This is a genomic window from Amycolatopsis sp. NPDC041971 (genome assembly GCF_055588925.1).
Map to the genome: position 1 here is coordinate 930,183 of NZ_JBVJCE010000001.1, position 19,111 is coordinate 949,293.

The 19,111-nt window shown below is 69.4% G+C and carries 17 protein-coding genes; 6 read left to right on the forward strand and 11 right to left on the reverse strand.

The features are described from left to right. Nucleotides 1–159 precede the first annotated feature (159 nt). Together ACZ6DT_RS04645 and ACZ6DT_RS04650 are read left to right on the forward strand one after the other, a co-directional pair. Nucleotides 160–1,422, forward strand: coding sequence for an MFS transporter (locus ACZ6DT_RS04645; RefSeq protein WP_465588543.1), 1,263 nt, complete (start codon nucleotides 160–162; stop codon nucleotides 1,420–1,422). A gap of 255 nt (nucleotides 1,423–1,677) precedes the next feature. Continuing rightward, nucleotides 1,678–2,853, forward strand: coding sequence for a GGDEF domain-containing protein (locus tag ACZ6DT_RS04650; protein ID WP_465588546.1), 1,176 nt, complete (start codon nucleotides 1,678–1,680; stop codon nucleotides 2,851–2,853). A 113-nt stretch (nucleotides 2,854–2,966) separates the two neighbouring features. Here ACZ6DT_RS04650 and ACZ6DT_RS04655 read toward each other — a convergent pair whose 3' ends face one another. The 6 genes from ACZ6DT_RS04655 to ACZ6DT_RS04680 all read right to left on the reverse strand — a co-directional run bounded on the left by ACZ6DT_RS04655 (nucleotide 2,967) and on the right by ACZ6DT_RS04680 (nucleotide 10,457). Further along, entirely contained in the window at nucleotides 2,967–3,491 is a 525-nt protein-coding gene (locus ACZ6DT_RS04655) for a YbaB/EbfC family nucleoid-associated protein (RefSeq protein WP_465588548.1), read from the reverse strand. Continuing rightward, nucleotides 3,488–3,817 carry a type VII secretion target gene (locus tag ACZ6DT_RS04660; RefSeq protein WP_465588551.1) on the reverse strand — a complete coding sequence of 110 codons (330 nt, stop codon included), beginning with the start codon at nucleotides 3,815–3,817 and terminating at the stop codon, nucleotides 3,488–3,490. The genes ACZ6DT_RS04655 and ACZ6DT_RS04660 overlap by 4 nt, the downstream gene beginning before the upstream one ends. Beyond that, nucleotides 3,814–5,907, reverse strand: coding sequence for a hypothetical protein (locus ACZ6DT_RS04665; RefSeq protein WP_465588554.1), 2,094 nt, complete (start codon nucleotides 5,905–5,907; stop codon nucleotides 3,814–3,816). Before ACZ6DT_RS04665 ends, ACZ6DT_RS04660 begins: the two co-directional genes overlap by 4 nt. 12 nt (nucleotides 5,908–5,919) lie before the next feature. Next, the gene (locus ACZ6DT_RS04670) at nucleotides 5,920–6,330 is read right to left on the reverse strand and encodes a hypothetical protein (RefSeq protein WP_465588557.1); all 411 of its coding nucleotides are present in this window, start codon (nucleotides 6,328–6,330) and stop codon (nucleotides 5,920–5,922) included. A gap of 30 nt (nucleotides 6,331–6,360) precedes the next feature. Continuing rightward, nucleotides 6,361–7,212: an ESX secretion-associated protein EspG gene (locus tag ACZ6DT_RS04675; RefSeq protein ID WP_465588560.1), complete on the reverse strand. Its 852-nt coding sequence runs from the start codon at nucleotides 7,210–7,212 to the stop codon at nucleotides 6,361–6,363. A 290-nt stretch (nucleotides 7,213–7,502) separates the two neighbouring features. Then, nucleotides 7,503–10,457 carry a helix-turn-helix transcriptional regulator gene (locus ACZ6DT_RS04680; protein WP_465588852.1) on the reverse strand — a complete coding sequence of 985 codons (2,955 nt, stop codon included), beginning with the start codon at nucleotides 10,455–10,457 and terminating at the stop codon, nucleotides 7,503–7,505. Between the two features lie 472 nt (nucleotides 10,458–10,929). Between ACZ6DT_RS04680 and ACZ6DT_RS04685 the strand changes: the two genes are divergently transcribed. Beyond that, nucleotides 10,930–12,042: a S1 family peptidase gene (locus tag ACZ6DT_RS04685; RefSeq protein ID WP_465588563.1), complete on the forward strand. Its 1,113-nt coding sequence runs from the start codon at nucleotides 10,930–10,932 to the stop codon at nucleotides 12,040–12,042. Between the two features lie 101 nt (nucleotides 12,043–12,143). On the opposite strand, the gene ACZ6DT_RS04690 is transcribed toward ACZ6DT_RS04685, so the two are convergent. Continuing rightward, on the reverse strand, nucleotides 12,144–12,548 hold the full coding sequence (locus ACZ6DT_RS04690) for an SsgA family sporulation/cell division regulator (protein WP_465588566.1): 405 nt from the start codon (nucleotides 12,546–12,548) through the stop codon (nucleotides 12,144–12,146). 211 nt (nucleotides 12,549–12,759) lie between these two features. Further along, nucleotides 12,760–13,233: an Lrp/AsnC family transcriptional regulator gene (locus ACZ6DT_RS04695; protein WP_465588569.1), complete on the reverse strand. Its 474-nt coding sequence runs from the start codon at nucleotides 13,231–13,233 to the stop codon at nucleotides 12,760–12,762. A gap of 371 nt (nucleotides 13,234–13,604) precedes the next feature. Between ACZ6DT_RS04695 and ACZ6DT_RS04700 the strand changes: the two genes are divergently transcribed. Then, the gene (locus tag ACZ6DT_RS04700; RefSeq protein WP_465588572.1) at nucleotides 13,605–14,603 is read left to right on the forward strand and encodes a beta-ketoacyl-ACP synthase III; all 999 of its coding nucleotides are present in this window, start codon (nucleotides 13,605–13,607) and stop codon (nucleotides 14,601–14,603) included. Here ACZ6DT_RS04700 and ACZ6DT_RS04705 read toward each other — a convergent pair. Further along, nucleotides 14,590–16,074, reverse strand: a complete 1,485-nt coding sequence (locus tag ACZ6DT_RS04705) for an adenylate/guanylate cyclase domain-containing protein (protein ID WP_465588855.1) — start codon at nucleotides 16,072–16,074, stop codon at nucleotides 14,590–14,592. The two genes, ACZ6DT_RS04700 and ACZ6DT_RS04705, sit on opposite strands and share 14 nt — an antisense overlap. 84 nt (nucleotides 16,075–16,158) lie before the next feature. Between ACZ6DT_RS04705 and ACZ6DT_RS04710 the strand changes: the two genes are divergently transcribed. Next, on the forward strand, nucleotides 16,159–16,659 hold the full coding sequence (locus ACZ6DT_RS04710) for an FBP domain-containing protein (protein ID WP_465588575.1): 501 nt from the start codon (nucleotides 16,159–16,161) through the stop codon (nucleotides 16,657–16,659). 142 nt (nucleotides 16,660–16,801) lie between these two features. Here ACZ6DT_RS04710 and ACZ6DT_RS04715 read toward each other — a convergent pair whose 3' ends face one another. Both ACZ6DT_RS04715 and ACZ6DT_RS04720 read right to left on the reverse strand, forming a co-directional pair. Continuing rightward, a complete protein-coding gene (locus ACZ6DT_RS04715) occupies nucleotides 16,802–17,617 on the reverse strand; it encodes a class I SAM-dependent methyltransferase (RefSeq protein ID WP_465588578.1) in 816 nt (271 codons plus the stop codon). 77 nt (nucleotides 17,618–17,694) lie between these two features. Further along, entirely contained in the window at nucleotides 17,695–18,387 is a 693-nt protein-coding gene (locus ACZ6DT_RS04720; protein WP_465588581.1) for a FadR/GntR family transcriptional regulator, read from the reverse strand. Nucleotides 18,388–18,461: 74 nt separating this feature from the next. Here ACZ6DT_RS04720 and ACZ6DT_RS04725 point away from each other — a divergent pair, with 74 nt between their 5' ends. Beyond that, nucleotides 18,462–19,088 carry a GNAT family N-acetyltransferase gene (locus tag ACZ6DT_RS04725; protein WP_465588857.1) on the forward strand — a complete coding sequence of 209 codons (627 nt, stop codon included), beginning with the start codon at nucleotides 18,462–18,464 and terminating at the stop codon, nucleotides 19,086–19,088. Nucleotides 19,089–19,111 lie beyond the last annotated feature (23 nt).

Consider the following 19,111-nt stretch of genomic DNA (forward strand, 5'->3'; position numbering starts at 1 on the left):
CGTCGGCGCGGAGCCCTCGCCGGGTCGCCGCGCACGAGTTCGGTGTGCGTGGACCATGCGAATCTGTCCGTCCACAGTGGACGTCGACGGCGGTCGTGGGCCGGATGGCCGCTGACACAGTGGAATTGGTCGACTACCGTGAGCCAAGGGGAGGGGCTCATGGAGGAGGGGGATTCCGCTCGGAGCACCGCGTTCAAGGCCGCTTTCGCGGTCGGCGAGTTCCGCGCGTTGTGGGCGGCCGAAGCGTTTTCGCAGGCCGGTGATCAGCTGGCCAGGGTCGCGTTGTCGGTACTGGTGTGGGAAAGAACGGCGTCGGCGGGGCTGACGGGACTGACCTACGGGCTGACGTACCTGCCGACGCTGATCGGCGGCACCCTGTTCGCCGGACTGGCGGACCGGTACGCACGGCGGACGGTGATGATCGTCTGCGACCTGCTGCGCGCGGCGATCGCGGCGCTGATGGCGGTCCCGGGGACGCCCTTGGTGGTGCTGGCCGGACTGCTGGTGATCCTGACGATGGCGGGCGGTCCGTTCCGGGCGGCGCAGCTGGCGTTGCTCCCGGACGTCCTCGAAGGCGAGCGGTACCTCGCCGGGCTCGCGGTCCGCACGATCACCATCCAAACGGCACAGCTGGCCGGATTCGGCGGTGGCGGACTGGTGATCGGGCTCGTGACGCCCCACTGGGGACTGGTGATCGACGCGGCGACCTTTGTGGTCTCGGCGCTGCTCGTGTCCACAGGGGTCCGTCGCCGAAGGCCCGCAGCCACGGAATCATCGGTGAAAAGCCGGGTAGCGCGGGCTTTCAGTGGTGAAGGCGTCAGGGAACTGTGGCAAGGCAAGGGAATCCGAGTGCTCTTCGGACTGAAGATGCTCGCCGGGTTCGCCATCGCGCCGGAAGGGCTCGCGGCGCCGCTCGCCGTCGGGCTCGGGGCGGGGAGTTTCGCGGTCGGTCTTATTCTCGCGGCGGATCCGGTGGGTTCGGTAATAGGATCGTGGATCTTCACGAAATGGGTTCCGGCGCGACGGAAAACGCGAATGGTCGGCATTCTCGCCATCGCATCCGTCGTTCCCTTGGTCTTTGTCTTCTTTCATCCGTCACTACCGGTCTGTCTCGCGTTGATCGGGCTCAGCGGCGCGTTCGCGGCGCCGTACCACCTCCAAGCCGTGGCGCTGATGGCGCGTGCGGTGCCGGACGGCGTCCGGGCGCAGGTGATGGGCCTGACCTCCACGAGTTTGGTGACCGTACAAGGAATCGGGATCATGCTCGCGGGCGGTCTCGCCCAGCTGACCGACCCGTTCGTGGCCGTCGGGGTGGCCGCGACGGTCGCCGTCGCCTCGGCGGGCCCGATGGCGATGGCGTGGAAACGCACCATCGCCACCGGACCCGAGGTATGGCTCCCGGCCGGGAGCCGAACCGGCTGAAATCGGTGGGATCAGTCCTCGCGACCGTTCATGATGGTCCTCCCTCCCACTGCTCCATCTGTGTGTTCCGGAATTGACTCGGGCCACCCTCAGTACTACCTCGGATACATTGAAATACGCACGGAAGGGGGACCGGTGACGATGATTATGGGGGATGCGGAACTCGTCGGAAAAGGGGCAGGAACCCGGTTGAGAGCCTGGGTCCGAAACTGGGACTTATGGTCCGGACCACGGGGCGTTCCGCCGGTTTTTCTTGTGGTGGAAGGACTTGCGGCGGCAGTCGCCGTAGTCGCCCTGCTCCGATCGAACTACGAGACTACGGAGTTCGTCCGATTTGGATCACTGCTCGGCCTTGCTTTCCTGCAGGCCGAGCTTTCGCGTTCGGTGGAACGGTTGCGGCGCACACTTTGTGACCGGCCGCACATCAACATGACTTCGGTGTGGACGTTCGCGGGGGTGCTCGTCCTGCCGTCGGGGCTCGCGCTCGCCCTCGGGTTGCTCATCTACCTGCACCTTTGGCTCCGGGTGTGGCGGGGGATGAGCCACCGTCCGGCCTACCGCGTCGTGTACTGCGCGGCGGCGATCGTGCTCTCCTGCCTGGCTTCGGGCGCCATCGTCTCCGGATGGAACGGTCTGCCCGTCGGATTCGCCGGTTCGCTGAAGATCGTCGAGGCGGCGGCCGTGTTCACCGCGGCCAACGCGTTCGTCGTGGCGCTTTCGGTGTACCTGCACACCGGAGGCCGGTCGCCGCGTTCGCTGTTCGGCACCGGCGACGACAACCTGCTGGAGGTCACCACCCTGGTGCTCGGGACCTCGACCGCGCTGGGCATCGTGCACGCGCCCGCGCTCGTCCCGTTCGTCCTGCTGCCCGTGCTGGTGCTGCATCGGAGTGTGCTGGTGCGGCAACTGGAGATCGCGGCGAACATCGACGGCAAGACCGGCGTGCTGAACGCGCACGCGTGGCATGTGCTCGGCGAACGGGAGCTTTCGTCGGCGGCCAGGGCGAAGAGCAAACTCGGGGTGCTGATGCTCGACCTCGACCACTTCAAACAGGTCAACGACGTCTACGGGCATCTCGCGGGCGACGTGGTCCTCAAGGTCGTCGCGGACACGATCTCCGCGCACGTACGCGACTACGACTCCGTCGGGCGCTTCGGCGGCGAAGAGTTCGTCGTGCTGCTTCCCGGCGCCACGGAGACCGAGGTGATCCCCGTGGCCGAGCGGGTCCGGCAGGCGGTGATGGCGATCGAGGTCGAGGTCGCGACCGCTTCGGGGCCGCGGGTCGTACGGGGGCTTTCGGTGTCGATCGGCGTCGCGGTCTACCCGTCGGGCGGGACGGTGCTGGAGCGGCTGCTGCACGTCGCCGACTCCGCGCTCTACCAGGCGAAGAACAGCGGCCGGAACCGCGTCGTCTCGCTCGCCGCCGCCTGACGCCACACCGAACTCGCGTGCTTGAAGCCGGAACTCGCGTGATCAGAGGGCGAACACGTGTGTTCCGCCTTCAATCACGTGAGATCCGGCTGGGGACACGCGTGAGCGGAGTTCTACCAGGGTGAGTTTTCTTCGTCTTCCGGCGCTTCGTGGCGCTTGTCGCGAGGTGCCTGCGGCGGAGGCGGAGTGTCGGCGGACGACGACGCCGGGGGAACGGGCGGAGCCGGAGGCTCTTCCTCTTCGATCTCGGGGAAGCGGCTGCGCAGGGTGCCGATCATCAGCGCCCTGGTCTCCTGGTCCTCGTCGCCGAGCGATTCCTGCATGACCTCGGCGACCTGGCCCGCGATGCCGGCTTGCGCCTCGTGCATGGTCTGGAGGATCTGCCGCGACAGTTCCTCCAGCGGATACGTCCTGGCCTTGTTCCCGAATTCGAGATCCGTCACCCCACCGTCCGCCCCGACGGTGATCTTGACGGCACCGTCGGAGCTGGACGCGGTCAGCCGCAGCTGCTCCGTCCGCTCCTGGGCGGCCGCGTAGCGCTGGGCCTTTTCTTCCAGCCCCGCCGCCCAACGGTCCATTTTGCGCTGGGCCTCGTCGGGGTCCAGCATGAGCTCGCCGAGCTCGTTCCCGCCGGTCACTTCTTCCCTCCGATATCCAAGGCCGTGAAATCCGCCTTGAACGGTTCCGCGTTGGTCGTGTCACCGTCTACATAGGACTTCGCGGCGGTGCGGACGTTGTCCGCCGTCGACTGTATGCCTTCCGCGGCCGCCTTGATCGTCTCCGCCGCGCGTTCGCCGGCCGGGTTGACGATCGGCGGCAGGAAGGCGCACAGCAGGCCGTACGCGTCCGACGACATCGCCGAACCGCTCGCGCCGTGCGCGGTGTTCAGCCGGTCCACGAGTCCTTCGAGATGGCTCGCGTGCGCGGTCAGGTCGTCCGGGTCGACCTCGAACGAAGCCGTCACTTCCAGTCCTTGTTCTTCCAGTCACCGATCACCGGCGGGGCCACGATCTCGTCGGCGGCGAAGAAGGACGGGTCGTCGGATTCGACGTAGTCGGCGACCTTGTGCTCCTTGTCCTCCTCGGCCTGCCCCTTGCCGGCGCCGGGCGCCATCCCGCCCATCGGCATGCCGCCGGGGGTACCCGGTTTGCCGCCGGAACCGGCCGCACGGGCCGCGGCCGCCTCGGCGTCCAGCGCGCCCGCGCCGACGGCGCCGCCCATGCCGAGCGAACCCGTCGCCCTTCCGGCACCGCCGAGACCGCCGCCGGCACCGGTACCGCCGACACCGCCGAGACCGCCGCCGGCACCGGTACCGCCCGCGCCGGTCCCGCCGCCGCCGAAGCCGCCGGTGCTGCCGCCGAGACCGCTGGTGCCACCACTCGGGATGTTCGGCATACCGAGTTTGGGCGGGTTGTACGGCGTGCCCTTGTACGAGTTGCCGTCCGGGAACGTGGGACCGCCGAGCCGCTCGCCGATGCCACCGGGACGCGGCATCGGCGGGATGTTCGGCATGACCGGCTTCGGCCCGCCGCTGTTGGGTCCGCCACCGGTGGGCCCGTTCGGGATCGGGATGTTCGGCGGGGTGAACGGGAGACCGCCACCGGGGCGGGGGCCGCCGCTTTCGGGAATGGGGATGTTCGGCGGGGTGAACGACGGCGGCGTGACGGACGGCGGTTTGTAGCCCGTGGTGTGCGTGCCGTCGTCGAACTTGGGCAGGTTCGGGAGGTTGGGGCCCGCCGAAGCCGCGGGTTTGTAGGTCTCGCCGCCGCTGGGGCCGTTCGGGATGGCGATGTTGGGCATGGCCGGCTTGAAGCCGGGTCCGCCACCGGGTCCGCCACCGCCGGGGAAGCCACCGGGACCACCGCCGCCGGGGAAGCCGCTACCGGGACCACCGCCGCCGGGGAAGCCACCGCCCGGGCCGCTGCCACCGGGACCGCTACCGCCAGGGCCGCTACCGCCCGGCCCGCCGTTCGGCGCGTTGAACGGTGACACGCTGCCGGGTCCACCGGTTCCACCCTGGGTGGTCCCGTCCACCGAAGCGGCGATCGTCCCGTCGGAGCCCACGTTGAACGGGCTGGGCCGCTGCGTGCCGTCGGCGCCTTCGGGCGAGTTGGGATCGCGAAGCGCGTGGGCGGGCGAGCCTGCTCCGCCGCCGGCGGGGGTGCCCTTCAACTGCCTGGCCGCCTGCGCCGTCGGCAGCTTCGGCGGGGCGGGGAACGCCGGGGTGGCGATCGCCGAGCCGACCGTGCTGTCGAAGTCGGTCATCACCTTCGCGGCCTGATCCCGCGCGTCCTGCTGCTTCTTGAAGGTCGAGAGGTCCTTCCCGAGCTGCGCCATGTACAGATGCGGGTCGGTGATCGTCTGCAGGTTGGCGTTGGCCTCCTGCACGCTGAACGCCACCGGCGGGTTCGCCGCCATCAGCTTCTGCGTCTCGTTGAGGGTCTGCGAGTGGATCTGCTGCTGCCGCCCGGCCAGCGTCGCGCCGTTCGCGGTCGAGCCGAGCCATTTGCCGACACCGGCTAGGTGCTCGCGGGCCGCGTCGCCGCCTTCGCCCTCCCAGTTGGCAGTGCTCGCGTTGATCGCCTTCGCCAGGTTGCGCTGGTGCGTGGCCAGGTCGTTGCCCGCCCGGATCCATTCTTCGGAGGTCTCACCCACCGCGGCCGGATCCGCGTTGTCCGCGATCGCGGCCTGCATCTGCTCGTGGGTGGCGTTGGCCCAGACCGTGGACGGCGGGCTGCCGGGCTTGCGGATGTCCAGGTCCTTGTCGAGACCCTCGCGCGCCTTGTCCAGCTGACCTTCGTACATCTTCTGTGTGAAGACGTCCTTGAAGCCGTTGAGCGCCGTGTCACCCCAGCCGAGGATGTTGAACAGGATGTCGGTCCCGACCGCGGCCCCGGCCCGGATCTCGTCACCGGAGGCGGCCTTGTCGGCCAGCGGCCCGACGTAGTACGGGGACGACGAGTCCGCCGTGATGTCGTAGAACGGGTCGTCCGGGTTGTAGTGCTCGGATTGGGGATCGGAGACCTTCGTGGTCTTCTCCGCGGCTTCGGTCACGGGTCTCTCCTCTTAGATCTCGGTGTCGATCCGCGTCAGGTCGCGCTGGTTCTGGTCGTCGCGTTCCCGGTAGTTCCGCTTGGCGAGTTCGATCGCCTCGACGTAGGTCGGGAATTCGGCGCGGGCGGCCTCGAGCTGGGTGAGCAGGCCCTGCGCGTCCGTCGCGGTGCCGTGCATGTGCTCGGACACCCAGCGCGCGGTCGCGGTGGAGCTCATCGGTGGCGTCTTCTGCAGTTTGGTCAGCGCGCTCCAGCGCTCTTCGAGACTGTCGATCACTCCTTGAAGTGATCGGATCATCTCCGCGCCGGTGCTCTCGTCGACGGCGAAACCGCCCTGTTTCGCCATGGCCTTCAGCTGCGCGCCCGCGAGCATCTTCACCGGGGCCCATGCCGCCGGCTCCAGTTCTTGTGCTTCCTCGGTCAACGGAGGATCCTCTCGCCGGGTTCAGGAGGGTCAGTAGATGTCAGCGATGGCCGTCCGGATCGCGTTCGCCACGCCCGACTGACTCGCCGGGTCGTAGTGACCGATCACGGCGCCGGAGGCTTCGTCGGTCTCCGTCCACACCAGGTACCGGCCGTCCTCGGTGTCCAGCCAGCTCAGCGGCGTCGACCGGAGCCGTTCGCCGCGGCGGCCGATCCCGCTCACGATGATGTGCCCGCCGCCGAGACGCACTCCGGAAAGCACCTTCTCGAGGACGGCGACGTCGCTCTCGTCGTTGTCAGGGGAAGGCGATTCCGGCCGGGCGCGGACGACGCCGGTGAACTGGAGGTTGCCGAACGCGTCGGTCTCCTCTTCGTCGAATTCCGCCTCCGCCTGACGGCGCGCGGCCATCGCGGAGACGGCGCGCTCTTCCTTCCGCACGAGGGTGCGGCGGCCCGTCGACGCGGGCCGCATCCGCGGCAGGACCCCGGCGAGGACCTCGACCAGCTCTTCGTCCGCGAACAGCGCGAACTGCAGGAGGTCTTCCCCGTGGGCCTGGGTGACCCCGAGCGCCTGCCTGCCGTCGGTGATGGTGAGGACCGCGATGTCCTGGCCGAGACCGTCGACGCCGTTGACCGAAACGCTGATCCGGTGGTTTCCGAGCAGCGCGAACGCGGTGCGGATGGACTGGTTCAGCTCGCCGTTGACCGACAGGCGGCGCTGTTCGAGGTCGGCGTAGACCTTCCGGATGACGGCGGCGTACCGCTCCGGGTCGATCGAAGTGTTGCGGACGCGTAAAGGAAACAAGCGGACATCGACGCCCAGCGCCTGTCCGACCACGGTCGCCTCAACCGTCCCCAGCGCGAAATCGGCTCGTTCAGCCATGCTTCTGCGCTACTCCCTCGCGGGCGCCGGGCCCCGACTTTGTTAATGGCGAAAACAAACTAGCACAGCGCATGACTGTACGGAACCATACGAACACCGCTGAACCCGATGGAATGGATCACAGTGCCCGATCGGGCACTTTTCTTGCCCCTAAAGGAATAGCGGGCTCGGTGACCGGTCGGTGCGGCGGGTCTCGGCGGGGCGGTCCGGCCGGGCCAACAGTGCTGCGAAAGCCACTTTCCCCACCTTCAACGTTGCGAAAGTGGCTTTCGCGACACCTTCGGCCGACGTCAGCGGCCAGCCGTCGCGGGTGCGTAAGTCGTCATCCGGCGGGCCACATCCGTCCGCGAACGGGCGCCGAGTTTCCGCAGCACCTTGGCGACGTGCTGTTCCACAGTACGCGGCGAAAGGAACAAACCGTCCGCGATCTCCCGGTTCGTGCGCCCGTCGGAAAGCATGCGCGCGACCTCGAGTTCGCGAGGCGAGAGTTCCTGGCCGTAGCCGCGCCGCCCGCGCTGTGAGGGCGCCCACGCGCCGTGTTCCCGCAGCTGGTGGCGGCAGCGGCCGGCGTCCCTGGTCGCGCCGAGCCGCTCGTAGGCCTCCGCGGCCGCGGTGAGCTCCTCGATCGCCTTGCGGTCCCCCGCGGTCGGGGTGAGCTGGCCCGCGTTGAGATGACCCGTGTTGAGGCGGCACAGCGCCGCCCGCTCCCGGGCGCCGATGGCCTGGTACGGCATCGGCAGTGCCTCGTAGCCGGCCGCCGCTTCGTCGAAAACCGTTGCCGCGGCGGGATGTTTGCCGCGCGCGTCGAGCAGGATCGCCTGGCCCGCGAGCAGCGCGACCCGGGAGACCGGCGAGTCCTTGTCTTCGATGCCGCGGGCGAATTCCTCGACCACGGCGTCCGCCTCCGACCAGCGTCCGGCCCGCGTGTAGGCCTCGGCCGCGGCGGGCACCAGCGCCGCCGCCCACACCCAGACCCCCTTGCGCCGGGCCGCCGTGACGGCGTTGTCGGCCGCCGCGCAAGCGCCGTCGACGTCGTCCGTCGCGAGGAGCACGCGGATGAGGACCCCGGCCGCCGAAAGGACGACGGGGATCGGCCCGTGTTCCGGGGCGTGCACGCTCGCCGCGGTCAGATGTCGTTGCGCGGCGGCGAATTCCCCGCGGACGGCGGCCAGCCCACCGAGGACGAGCGAGCACTCCATGACGATCGGGCCGAGGTCGGGGTAGGTGTCGCGGAGCTGTTCGGTGGTCTCCGTGAGCCCGGACCAGGCACCGCGCACCCAGTCGAGCCGGACCCGGGTGCCCTGCGCGAGCCCGGCGGCGTAGAGCGCGCCGGCGTCGGTCGCGCGGCGGATCCCCTCCGTGACCAGCTTTTCCGCCCTGTCCAGATGTCCGGCCCAGGATTGCGCGTCGGCGAGGTTGCACCACAGCCGCGCCAGCTGGACCCGTTCGGCGACCCCGTCGACCACATTGCCCTGACCCGGCAGCTCGGTGAACTCGATCCAGGCCGACCCGTCACCGATGTGCGCCTGGGTGGAGATCCGGTCGCCGAGGAGCGCGAGCCGTAGTTCCGGGTCTTCGATCCGGTCGAACATCTCGCGGGCCCGGTGCATCCAGACCTCGTGCCAGGACAACGGGGTCAGCCCGTCGATCGGCTGGGCGAGCAGGTTGATCCCGCGGGCGGCCAGTTCCGGCTCGTCGACCAGTTCGGTGATCGCCTTCTCCACCTCGACCCGCCCCCGGGCGAGTCGTCCGATCGTGCGGACGAGCAGCATCCCGAGGCTGAGCCGGATCGTCCCGCGCACGCTGGGCCGCAGATCGGTGAGATCTTCGAGGATCCGTTCCAGTGTCTCGATGACGTCCGGGCGGAAGCCGCGCAGCGCGACCTGACTGAGTTTCGTGGCCAGCCGGGCGATGTCGTCCTCGCCGAGGCCCGCCTCGGCCAGTACGGACTGGAGCAGGTCGATCGCGCGTGACGTGTCGCCGTGGGCGATGGCCTCGTCGGCGGCGGCTTCGGCGAAGTGGCGCCATTGTTCGGTCCGCCCCGCCGCACGCGAGTGGTTCGCCAGCAGGGTCAGCGGTGGCACCGGCTGACCGGCGAGCACCTGGATCGCGCGGGAATGCAGCAGCGTCCGCTCCGGACCGCTTATCGTGTCGTAGACGGCCTTGCGGGCCAATGGATGCCGGAAGCCGTAGCGGTCGCCGCCGAGTTCGCCGAGGACGCCACCGTCCAAAGTGGACAGCAGTGCCGAGCGGAGCGCGTCGCCGTCGAGGCAGGCGAGTTCGCCGATCACCGCCGGTTCGGACGGGACGGCCAGCACCGCCGCCGCGCAGGCCAGCCGGGCAGCGGGTTCGGGGAGCGCTTCTAGCCGCTCGGTGATGGCTTCGCGCAGGGAGATCGGGACTTCGAGGCTTTCCAGCAACCGGTCCGAGAGCACTTCGCCGATCGGCAGCCGCCCGGCGGCGTCCCGCAGCGCCCGCAGGGTCTCCTCGACCACGAACGGGATCCCGGCGGTGCTTTCGTGGAGTTTCGCGGTGAACGGCGCGGAAACCCTCGGCAGGTCCAGCAGTTCTTCCGCCAGTTTCCCGACCGCCTCGACGTCGAGCGGGCCCAGCGTCACGCGGGCGGTCTGGACGTTCGCCCGCGTGCGGAACGGGATGCCGGCACCGTGTCCGGAGGGGGAACCGGTCCGGTAGGCCGCCACGACGGCCAGTTCGGCGGGCATGGCCGCGGTGAGGAACCGCATGAGGTCACGGGTGTCTTCGTCGGCCCACTGGAGGTCGTCGATCAGGACGAGCGCGGGCCCGCAGGCGATCAGGAGCTCCCGGACCGCGCGGAACTGGCGATGCCGTTCGGCGCACGGGTCGGCGAGGGGTTCCGGCTGGGGCGGAAGGCTTTCCGCGAGTTCGGGCAGCAAGGGTCTCAACACCCCGGCGACCGGGCTGAGCGGACCGAGCGGCCGGTCACCGGCCGAACGCAGCGCTTCGAGCACCGGTCCGAACGGGAACGGCTCGCGCATCGGCTGGCAGGCACCCGAAAGCACCCGGGCGGACGCGAACTCGCGGCGTCCGGCCAGCTCTTCGAGCAGCCTGCTGCGGCCCATCCCGGGTTCGCCTTCGATCAGCACGGCGGCGGGACGGCGCAGCAGGATCTTCACGATCGCCGAGACCTCGACGTCGCGGCCCACGAGTGCCGTCGATCCGGCGCGGACCGAAACCGAGGTCGGGCGAGGGGTGGCAAGCCACATCATGCGCTCCTCGGTGTGGAGTTCCCGCTGAGCCCGACACGATCTTGTGCGTTGTCCTGCGGAGCCTAAGCACTGCCTACCTGGTCGTAAACCACCCAACACGGACACCAAGGGCACCCTGTGAGGCCGTTCGAGAACACACTGTCACCGGTTGCCTGACGGATCGTCGGTTGGAAAATCACCGGACACCCGAAACATCGGCGATGAACCCGATTCGGCGAGTCATCCCACGTTCCGGGGATGGTGACGACTACGGAAGGTATTCGCTCGAAACCCTACTTACGGACGTGTCCGTCCGGGTGCCCGCGCTAGGTGTCCGCCCGTGGAGCAGGGGATCCGGGTCCCGAAGAATGGGTATACCTATCCCGCGCCGACCCGGATTGCGGGCTTCGCCGGAGTCCAGAACTCTCACCCATCAGGGGAGGGCCATCGCATGGCGAACCGGAGCCGTGCGTGATGACGAGGGAGAAGCATGAAGATCACGAAGCTCCTCGGTGTGGCCGCCACGGCAGCACTGGCCACCGGCGCGCTCGTCACGGGTACCCCCGCGGCAGCGTCCTCAGCGTCCTCAGCGTCCTCGGAAACTCTGCTCAACGCCGAGCTGGTTCCCGCCCTGCAACGGGACCTCGGCCTGACCGCCGACCAGGCACTCGCCAGGATCCAGAGCGAGACCGCCGCCGGCGCGCTCGAACAGTCGCTCGCCTCGGCGCTCGCCGGCAGCTTCGGCGGCGCCAGCTACAACGAGGCCACGGGCAAGCTCCGCGTCGGCGTCACGGACGCGGCGAAGGTGGGCCAGGTCCTCGCCGGCGGCGCGGAAGCGGAACTGGTGCGTTTCTCGGCCGCCCAGCTGGATTCCACTGTGGACAAACTGAACGCGGGTGAGCGCGCGGCGGACGGCGCGATCACCGGCTGGGGCGTCGACACCAAGACCAACCGCGTGACGGTGAACGTCCTGCCGGGCAAGAGCGGCGTCGTCGACTCGTATCTGGAGAAGACCAAGGTGGACAAGGCCGCCGTCGCGGTGGTCGAGACCACCGCGGTGCCGACCCTGAAGTACGACGTCCGCGGCGGTGACGCCTACTACATCAACAATTCTTCGCGCTGCTCGATCGGCTTCTCGGTCAACGGCGGCTTCCTCACCGCCGGGCACTGCGGTCCCGGCACGGTGACCGGCTACAACCGGGTCGCGATGGGCTCGTTCGCCCGCGCCAGCTTCCCCGGCAACGACTACGGCCACGTCCGGGTCAACAGCAACTGGGTGCCGCGCGGAGTCATCAACAACGGCACCCGCGTGAGCGGTTCGAGCGAGGCTTCCACCGGTGCCTCGGTCTGCAAGTCGGGCTCGACCACCGGCTGGACCTGCGGCACCGTCGGCGCCAAGAACCAGACCGTCCGCTACGCCGAAGGCACGGTGTACGGCATGACCGCCACCAACGTCCGCTCGCAGGCGGGCGACTCCGGCGGCTCGTTCATCGCGGGTAACCAGGCCCAGGGCATGCTGTCCGGCGGCAACAGCTCGGTGACGTACTTCTTCCCGGTCCGGCCTGCGTTGTCCGCGACCGGGACTTCCCTGGTCCTCGGCTGACCTTCGGCCCCGGTCGTCGAGGATCGTGAACACCGGCGAAGGGCGGACCGAGTGCCTCCAGCGCACTCGGGCCGCCCTTCGTTTTGTGCCGCGGGAAAGCTCTAGACGTTGCTGATCTCCTCGATCAGCGCCTCGACGTCGAAGTACTCGCTCTCGGAGCCGCGGGGGACCAGCTCGTAAGTGGACTCGAGGAACGTCTCGACGTCCTCGCGTTCGAGTTCGAACGACGCATAGCCGTCCGGTGACTCGATTTCGAGCGTCAGCAGCGCCTCGTCCTCGGAGAGGTCGGGGCGGACGCGGACGTCACCGAGCCCGGCGGGATCGGTGAGGCCGATGACGAGCAGTTCCCGCGCGAAGGTCCACTCGACCCACCGGCCGCGCTCGGTCCGGAACGACACGGAGACCGCGAACGGTTCGCCGGCGTGGAAGGACAGGCGGGAGAGAACGGGCGTGCTGCTGTTGTTCAGCAGAACGAACTGGCTCTGGTGAATTGCGTCGGTGTGCACGGCCACTCCTCGGTGCTCGTGGTTCGCGCGGCGCGAACTTTGCGTCTCGGGGAGGAGAGGCCGGGGCGGACGCCGGATGACGCGACTGCGACGACGTTCACGCTATCGGCTGCATCTGTCCATAGTGGTGTAACGCCGGGCACAGACTGCTTGCGTTCGGGGCGATACCCGTGGTGACGAGGCCAAAAAGTCCTTTATGGACGAGGAGAGCTCACCGCTCCAGCGGCAGGGACAGTCCCGTTTTGACCCGGTCCATCGCCACCGACGTCGTGAAGTGCCGGACGTTCGGGTTGTCGAAGAACATCCGCCGCGTGAACGCCTCGAAATCCGCCATGTCCCGGCAGGTCACCACGAGGACGAAGTCCGCCTTGCCGGTGACGTAGTAACACTGCTGGACGTTGTCGTCCGAGAGCACCTGCCGACGGAACCCGTCGAGCACCGCGAGGCTCTCCCGTTCCATCTCGACCATCACCACGAACGTCATCGACAGCCCGAGCGCCCGCGGCGACAGCACCGCCACCTCACGTTCGATCACCCCGGTCTCGCGCAGCCGTTTGATCCGCCGCTGCACGGCGGCCGCCGACAGGCCCACCTTCGCGCCGATGGTCTCGGCGATCATGCGGGCGTCGGACTGCAAGCAGGCGAGGATGGCGACGTCCAGGCGGTCGAGGTCGGGTGTGTGCACCAGGTCAGGCTAACCGGAGGGCTCTTCCGGGCGCCCGATCTCCGGCCGTGGCGCCACGCGGTGTGGATCACGCCGCCGGATGCCCGCGTTCGAGGCGCCGGAAGGACTCGGCGGCCGGTTCGACGGCCATGGCCCGTGGCGTTCGCGGTGCCGGATTCGCCCGGTCGGGTGCCGACGCGCCAGGGGTGGCCCGTGTGCCCGGTCACCCGCTCTGCCTGCTCGGTTGCAGTCGAGGCAGGTCGGGCACGGCTCGGTGGGGAAAGCCGAGAAATCTTTGAATTGTGACCCGGAACACAACTGGCGGGTCTACTGAATGGTAGCGCTTACAAGTGAATGGCAGACCTCTCATTTCCCCGTGAAAGGATTTCTTGGTGCCCTCATCTCAGGCGGCCGTTCTCGCCGGTCTCGGCTCTTGGCTGCCTCCGCGCGTGGTGGGCAACGAGGAGATCGCCCAGCGGCTGGACACCTCCGATGAGTGGATCCGTTCGCGGACCGGCATCGCCGAACGCCGGGTCGTCGACCCCGGAACGTCCACTGTGGACCTCGCGGTCGAGGCGGGGCGCCGGGCGCTGGCCTCGGCGGGGGAGGGCGGCGCGGACGCGGTCGTGCTGGCGACGTCCACGGCCGACCAGCTGTGCCCGGCCAGCGCGCCGCAGGTCGCGACCAAGCTCGGGCTGAACGGCGTCGCCGCGTTCGACGTCAACGCCGTGTGCAGCGGGTTCATCTACGGGCTCGCCACCGGCGCCGGGCTGATCGCCGCCGGGATCGCGCGGCGGGTGCTGGTGATCGGCGCCGACGTCTTCACCTCGCTCGTCGACCCCGAAGACCGCGGCACGGTGCCGATCTTCGGCGACGGCGCGGGTGCCGTCCTGTTGCGCGCGGGTGCCGCCGACGAACTCGGCGCGATCGGCCCGTTCGACCTGCACAGCGAAGGCGAGCTCGCGGAGCTGCTCTGGGTCGAGGCGGGCGGCGCGAAGAACCGCCGCTCGGACGACCCGCGCGACCACTATCTGGTGATGCGGGGCCAGACCGTCTTCCGGCACGCCTGTGCCCGGATGGCCGAATCGGCGCGTGCCGTACTGGCGTCCGCGGGCTGGGTGGTCGGCGACATCGACCGGTTCGTCGGGCACCAGGCGAACATCCGGATCCTGCAGACCTGCGCGAAACAGCTCGGCCTCGCCGGCGACGTGATGGTGTCCAACATCGAGAAGGTGGGCAACACGAGCGCCGCGTCGATCCCGATCGCGTTGGCCGACTCCGTCAAGGACGGGACGCTCCAGCCGGGGCACCGCGTCGTGATGGGGGCTTTCGGCGCGGGGCTGACCTGGGGTTCGACGCTGCTGCGCTGGCCGGACGTCATTCCGGGCTGAGCGCGCTCGCCTCCCAGGCGTGCGTCGGTTCCTGGCGCCCGCGCAACTCGAGTTCCGCGTACGGCTCCCAGTGCGAGCGCTCGCTTTCCAACGCGGCCTTGAGCACGGCTTCGCTCGCCAGGATCCGGCCGTCGGCGGATTTCGCGTACTCGGTCAGGCGCGCGGCCTCGTTCACCGCGTCGCCGATGACGGTGTATTCGAACCGGCTGCTGGTCCCCAGCTGGCCGGCGAAGACCCGCCCGCTCGCGACACCGATGCCGAGGTCCAGCTCACCGGTCTCCTGGACGGCGTCCCGGATCGCCCGCGCGGCCGAAAGCGCCGCCGTCGGCGCGTCGGCGAGCCGCGTCGGGGCGCCGAAGACACAGAGCGCGGCGTCACCCTGGAACTTGTTGACCAGCCCGCCCCGCGCCCCGACCGCGTTCACCACGCTGGTGAAGAACCGGTTGAGCATCTTGACCAGGTCTTCCGGCGGGGTGCGGCTCGCCAAGGCCGTCGAATCGACCACGTCGACGAACAGGGCCGTCACCTCGCGCACGTCACCCGAGAGGGAGGCGCCGTACTCGAGCGCGTGCCGCGCGACCTCGTCCCCGACATGCCTGCCGAACAGGTCCCGCATCCGCTCCTGCTCGCGGAGCCCGGCGGCCAGGTCGTTGACCGAGGACTGCAGCAGGCCGATCTCGCTGGAGTCGTCGACGTCGACCACGATCTCCTTGTTGCCGCGCGCGATCTCGTCGAGCGCCATCCGCAGCCGGTGCAGCGGGGTCGCGACGGCCTTCGCGAGCACGCCCGTCCCGATCGCGCCGACACCCAGCCCGATCGCCGAAAGCATGATCAGGCTCGCGACGTGGTCACCTTGGCCGAGGTCCGGCGGGGCGGCCACCAGCAGCACACCGAGGAACGGCACCCCGCTCGCCAGCGCCCAGGTGACGACCACCCTGGTCCGCACGGTGACCCGGAGCGTGCCCTTCGGCGGGGTCACCTTGAGCGCGATCGTCATCACCGGACGGGCGACCCATTCCGCGGCGAGATAGGTGAGGCCGACCGTGGTCAGCCCGCCGAGCCCGATGACCAGCGCCATTCCGAGCGCGTCCATCCAGGACCCGAGCACCCGCGCGAGCGCGCCGAGCACGATCGTGCCGATCAGCCAGAGCGTCCCGCTCACGATCCCCATGTCGACCGGGAGCCGCAGCGCCCGGTCGGCCTCGGCCTTCGTGGGCGGGCGGCCGAAGACGAACCAGACCGCCGTACGCCGCTGGAGCCACGCCGTCCACACGGTGCCGACCACCAGCGACAGGGCCACGATGCCGGCCGCGGTGACCCCGAGGATCCAGCCGCGGTCGCCGACCTCGCTCGGCAGGCCTTGCAGGAGCAGCAGCAACGCCACGACACCGGCACCGCACACACTGGACCCGACGCCGAGCGCGGCGAACCCCAGACTGGTCCTGAGCACCAGCCGGAACCGGCTCGACATCGTCTTCCCGCGCACCCGGTGATCGTATGACCTCCGGCGGAAAACGGTTCGCCAGTTCTCGCGTGCGATGGCTACCGTGCCGGTATGGAACCGCTGGGCCAGGACGAGATCAGGGCGTCCTTCGTGAACTGCACGCGTGGCGAGGCCAAGGGAGTCACGCTGCCCGTCCGCCCCGAGGAAATCCCTTGGGAGGACAGGGAATTCCTCGGCTGGCGCGATCCGAAGGCCGCCTCCCGGGCGTATCTCGTGCTGCCGTACGGCGGGGAAACCGTCGGACTGTCCCTTCGCGCCGCGCCCCGGCCGAAGGGCCGTGTCCTGCTGAGCAACATGTGCGGCCTGTGCACGACGACACATCCGCTGTCCGACATCGCGCTGTTCTCCGGCCGCCGCGCCGGGAAACTCGGGCGCGAGGGGAACACGCTCGGCATCTACGCGTGCGCGAACCTCGCGTGCAGCCGGTACATCCGCGGCGAACTGAAGTCGGACGTGCCGCAGCCGTTCGAGTCCTTGTCGCTGGAGGAGCGGGTGTCCCGGCTGGAGGACAAGCTGCACCGGTTCGTCGAGCGGGTACTCGAGTCACGCTGACGCTGCTGACGTGCGGGCCGCATTCAGAGGACTAATTGCGGAGGGATAAGGCACGGTGGCGTCCCAATGTCGCATCGGGGAGACTGAGCGCCTCCAGTGCGACATCGGGAACCTGACGGGCTCCCGATCCGCCGGAGACCCCTCAGAACCGGAAGCGCAGGATCCGCCCCATCTTCTTGAACGCCGGGAACAGCCCCGCGATCCACAACTGCGCCCGCATCGACGCGGAAATCCGGGCCTTCACCTCGGGCGTCGCGTAATCCGTCGAATCGAGCTTCGAGACCAACGTCAGCCCGAGCCGTTCCAGTTCGGAGATCTCGTCGATCCCCCAGTACAGCGTCGCCTTGGCCTTGCGGACCACGGGATTCAGTTTCTGCAGCTTGATCCCCAGCCTGCTGAAGGTGTCGAAGACCATTTCGCCGCCCTGGGGGAAACGCGCGATCAGCCGCCGCAGCAATTCCTCGCCTTCGGACGGCCGCAGGTACATCGTCAGCCCCTCCGCGATCACCAGACCGGGTTTGTCCGACGGGATCTCGTCGATCCAGCCGAAGTCCGTCACGGACGAGCCGATGGTCCGGTACCCGTCCCGCTCGGGGTAGATCCGCGCACGCAGGTCGACGACCTCGGGATAGTCGACGTCGAACCAGCGCACCGAGGGCGGCGGGTCGACGCGGTACACGCGGCTGTCCATGCCGCAGCCGAGTTGGACGACGGTCGCGTCCGGATGTTCCCGCAGGAACTCCGAGGCCCAGTCGTCCATCGGTTTGGCCCGCATCGCGACGGTCAAGCCCATGTCGGCGGTGACGCCCAACGAGCCGAAGTCGTAGTCGATCTGCTTGACGGCCTCGTCGGCGGCCTTGTCGCCGAGGATCGGCCGGTCGCCGCGGGCGTCGAGCGCCCGGCCGTACAGCGTGGCGAGCATCGTCGCCTTCTCTTCGGTGAACCGGACCTTCTCCACCGCACACCCCCGTCAGAAGTTTCACAAACTTCTGAAAACAATACTCGCGAGGAGCCGGTCGCGCCATCAAGGAAGCGTCAATCCCGGGCCGTGTAGTCGTGGACGTAGGTCTTGGCGTCGAGCAGATGCCGCAGGGTGATCTCCCGCGCGGCCACCGCGTCCGAACGGCGGATCGCCTCGAGGATCGCGCGATGCTCGTCGACGGCCTTCCGGATCTGCCCGGGAAGCCGTAGCGCCGCGCGCCGCTCCTCGCCGACCAGCGAGAGCACCGAACGCAGCAGCTCGGTGACGTCGTCGTTCCCGGCGTTGCCCGCGATCACCCGGTGGAATTCGGCGTCGGCCGCGATCACGCGCAGCATGTCGCCGTCGGCCGCGGCCTGGTCCATCTCGTCGACGGTGCTTTCCAGCCGGGCGAGGACCCGCGGCGTGTGTTCGAGCGCGAGCCGCTCGGCCAGCGTCGGCTCGACGGTGGTCCGCAGGTCGAACAGCTTCTCGACCAGTTGCTCGTGCTCGGAGAACCAGCCGCGGAGCGGTTGTTCGTCGATCTTCTCGCGGACATACGTGCCCGAACCCGGCCGCACCTGCACGTAGCCGATGGAATCCAGCACCCGCAACGCCTGCCGCAGCGAACCGCGGCTGATCCCGAGCTGTTCGCAGAGCGGGCGTTCGGCGGGCAGCCTCGACCCGGCGGGAAGCCTGCCCGAATCGATCATCGTGCGCAGATGATCGACGGTCGCACTCCACACCTGTTCGCGCTCGTCGTCGGCCACGGGGCCATCCTCGCAGGTTCTGCCGTTGGCCCGGGACTGTCGGTGGCCGATGCCATCATCGAACGATGACCGGGGTGGCAGGACTGATCAAGGCATGGGTGCACGGCTGGGCGCTTTCCCGCGGCGTCGGGATCCCGGTGGCCGAACCGGACGGTTACCGGCTCGACGTCGGGCGTCCAGGGCATCGCGTGAGATATGTGCTGGCGGACGCCGCGTCGGTGGCGCGCCGGGCCCGTTCGCTGACCGAGCCGGGGACGTGGCTCAAGGTGCGCGGCTCGCGTGACGAGGTGGCCAAGACGGTGCCGCCGGAATGGGAGGTCGGCCCGCCGGAGTACCTGATGAGCGCCCCGCTCGCGTTGCGGCCGGTCTTGGCCGCGCCCGAGCCGTACCGGGCGGAACTGGTCGGCGACGGCGTGGTCACCGACGTGGTGGTGCGCGCGCCCGACGGTTCCCGCGCCGCCACCGGCCGGGTCGCGATCGCCGGCGGCACGGCGGTGATCGACCAGGTCGTGACGGAGCCCGAGCACCAGCGGCGAGGGCTGGGCAGATTCGTGATGCGCCGCCTCGACGAGGTGGCGGTCGCGGCCGGGGCGGAGCGCGCGGTCCTGGTCGCGACGGAGGAGGGACGGGCGCTGTACCTGGCGCTCGGCTGGACGGTCGCCGCGGAGATCACCGCGGCTCATCTGCCGGAGGCGAACTGAAAGTACTGGGACGGCGAAATCGA

Coding starts and splice junctions, on each gene's coding strand:
- ACZ6DT_RS04685 (WP_465588563.1), top strand. CDS start 10,930: ATGAAGATCACGAAGCTCCTCGGTGTGGCCGCCACGGCAGCACTGGCC.
- ACZ6DT_RS04710 (WP_465588575.1), top strand. CDS start 16,159: ATGGAACCGCTGGGCCAGGACGAGATCAGGGCGTCCTTCGTGAACTGC.
- ACZ6DT_RS04675 (WP_465588560.1), bottom strand. CDS start 7,212: ATGGCTGAACGAGCCGATTTCGCGCTGGGGACGGTTGAGGCGACCGTG.
- ACZ6DT_RS04645 (WP_465588543.1), top strand. CDS start 160: ATGGAGGAGGGGGATTCCGCTCGGAGCACCGCGTTCAAGGCCGCTTTC.
- ACZ6DT_RS04705 (WP_465588855.1), bottom strand. CDS start 16,074: ATGTCGAGCCGGTTCCGGCTGGTGCTCAGGACCAGTCTGGGGTTCGCC.
- ACZ6DT_RS04680 (WP_465588852.1), bottom strand. CDS start 10,457: ATGTGGCTTGCCACCCCTCGCCCGACCTCGGTTTCGGTCCGCGCCGGA.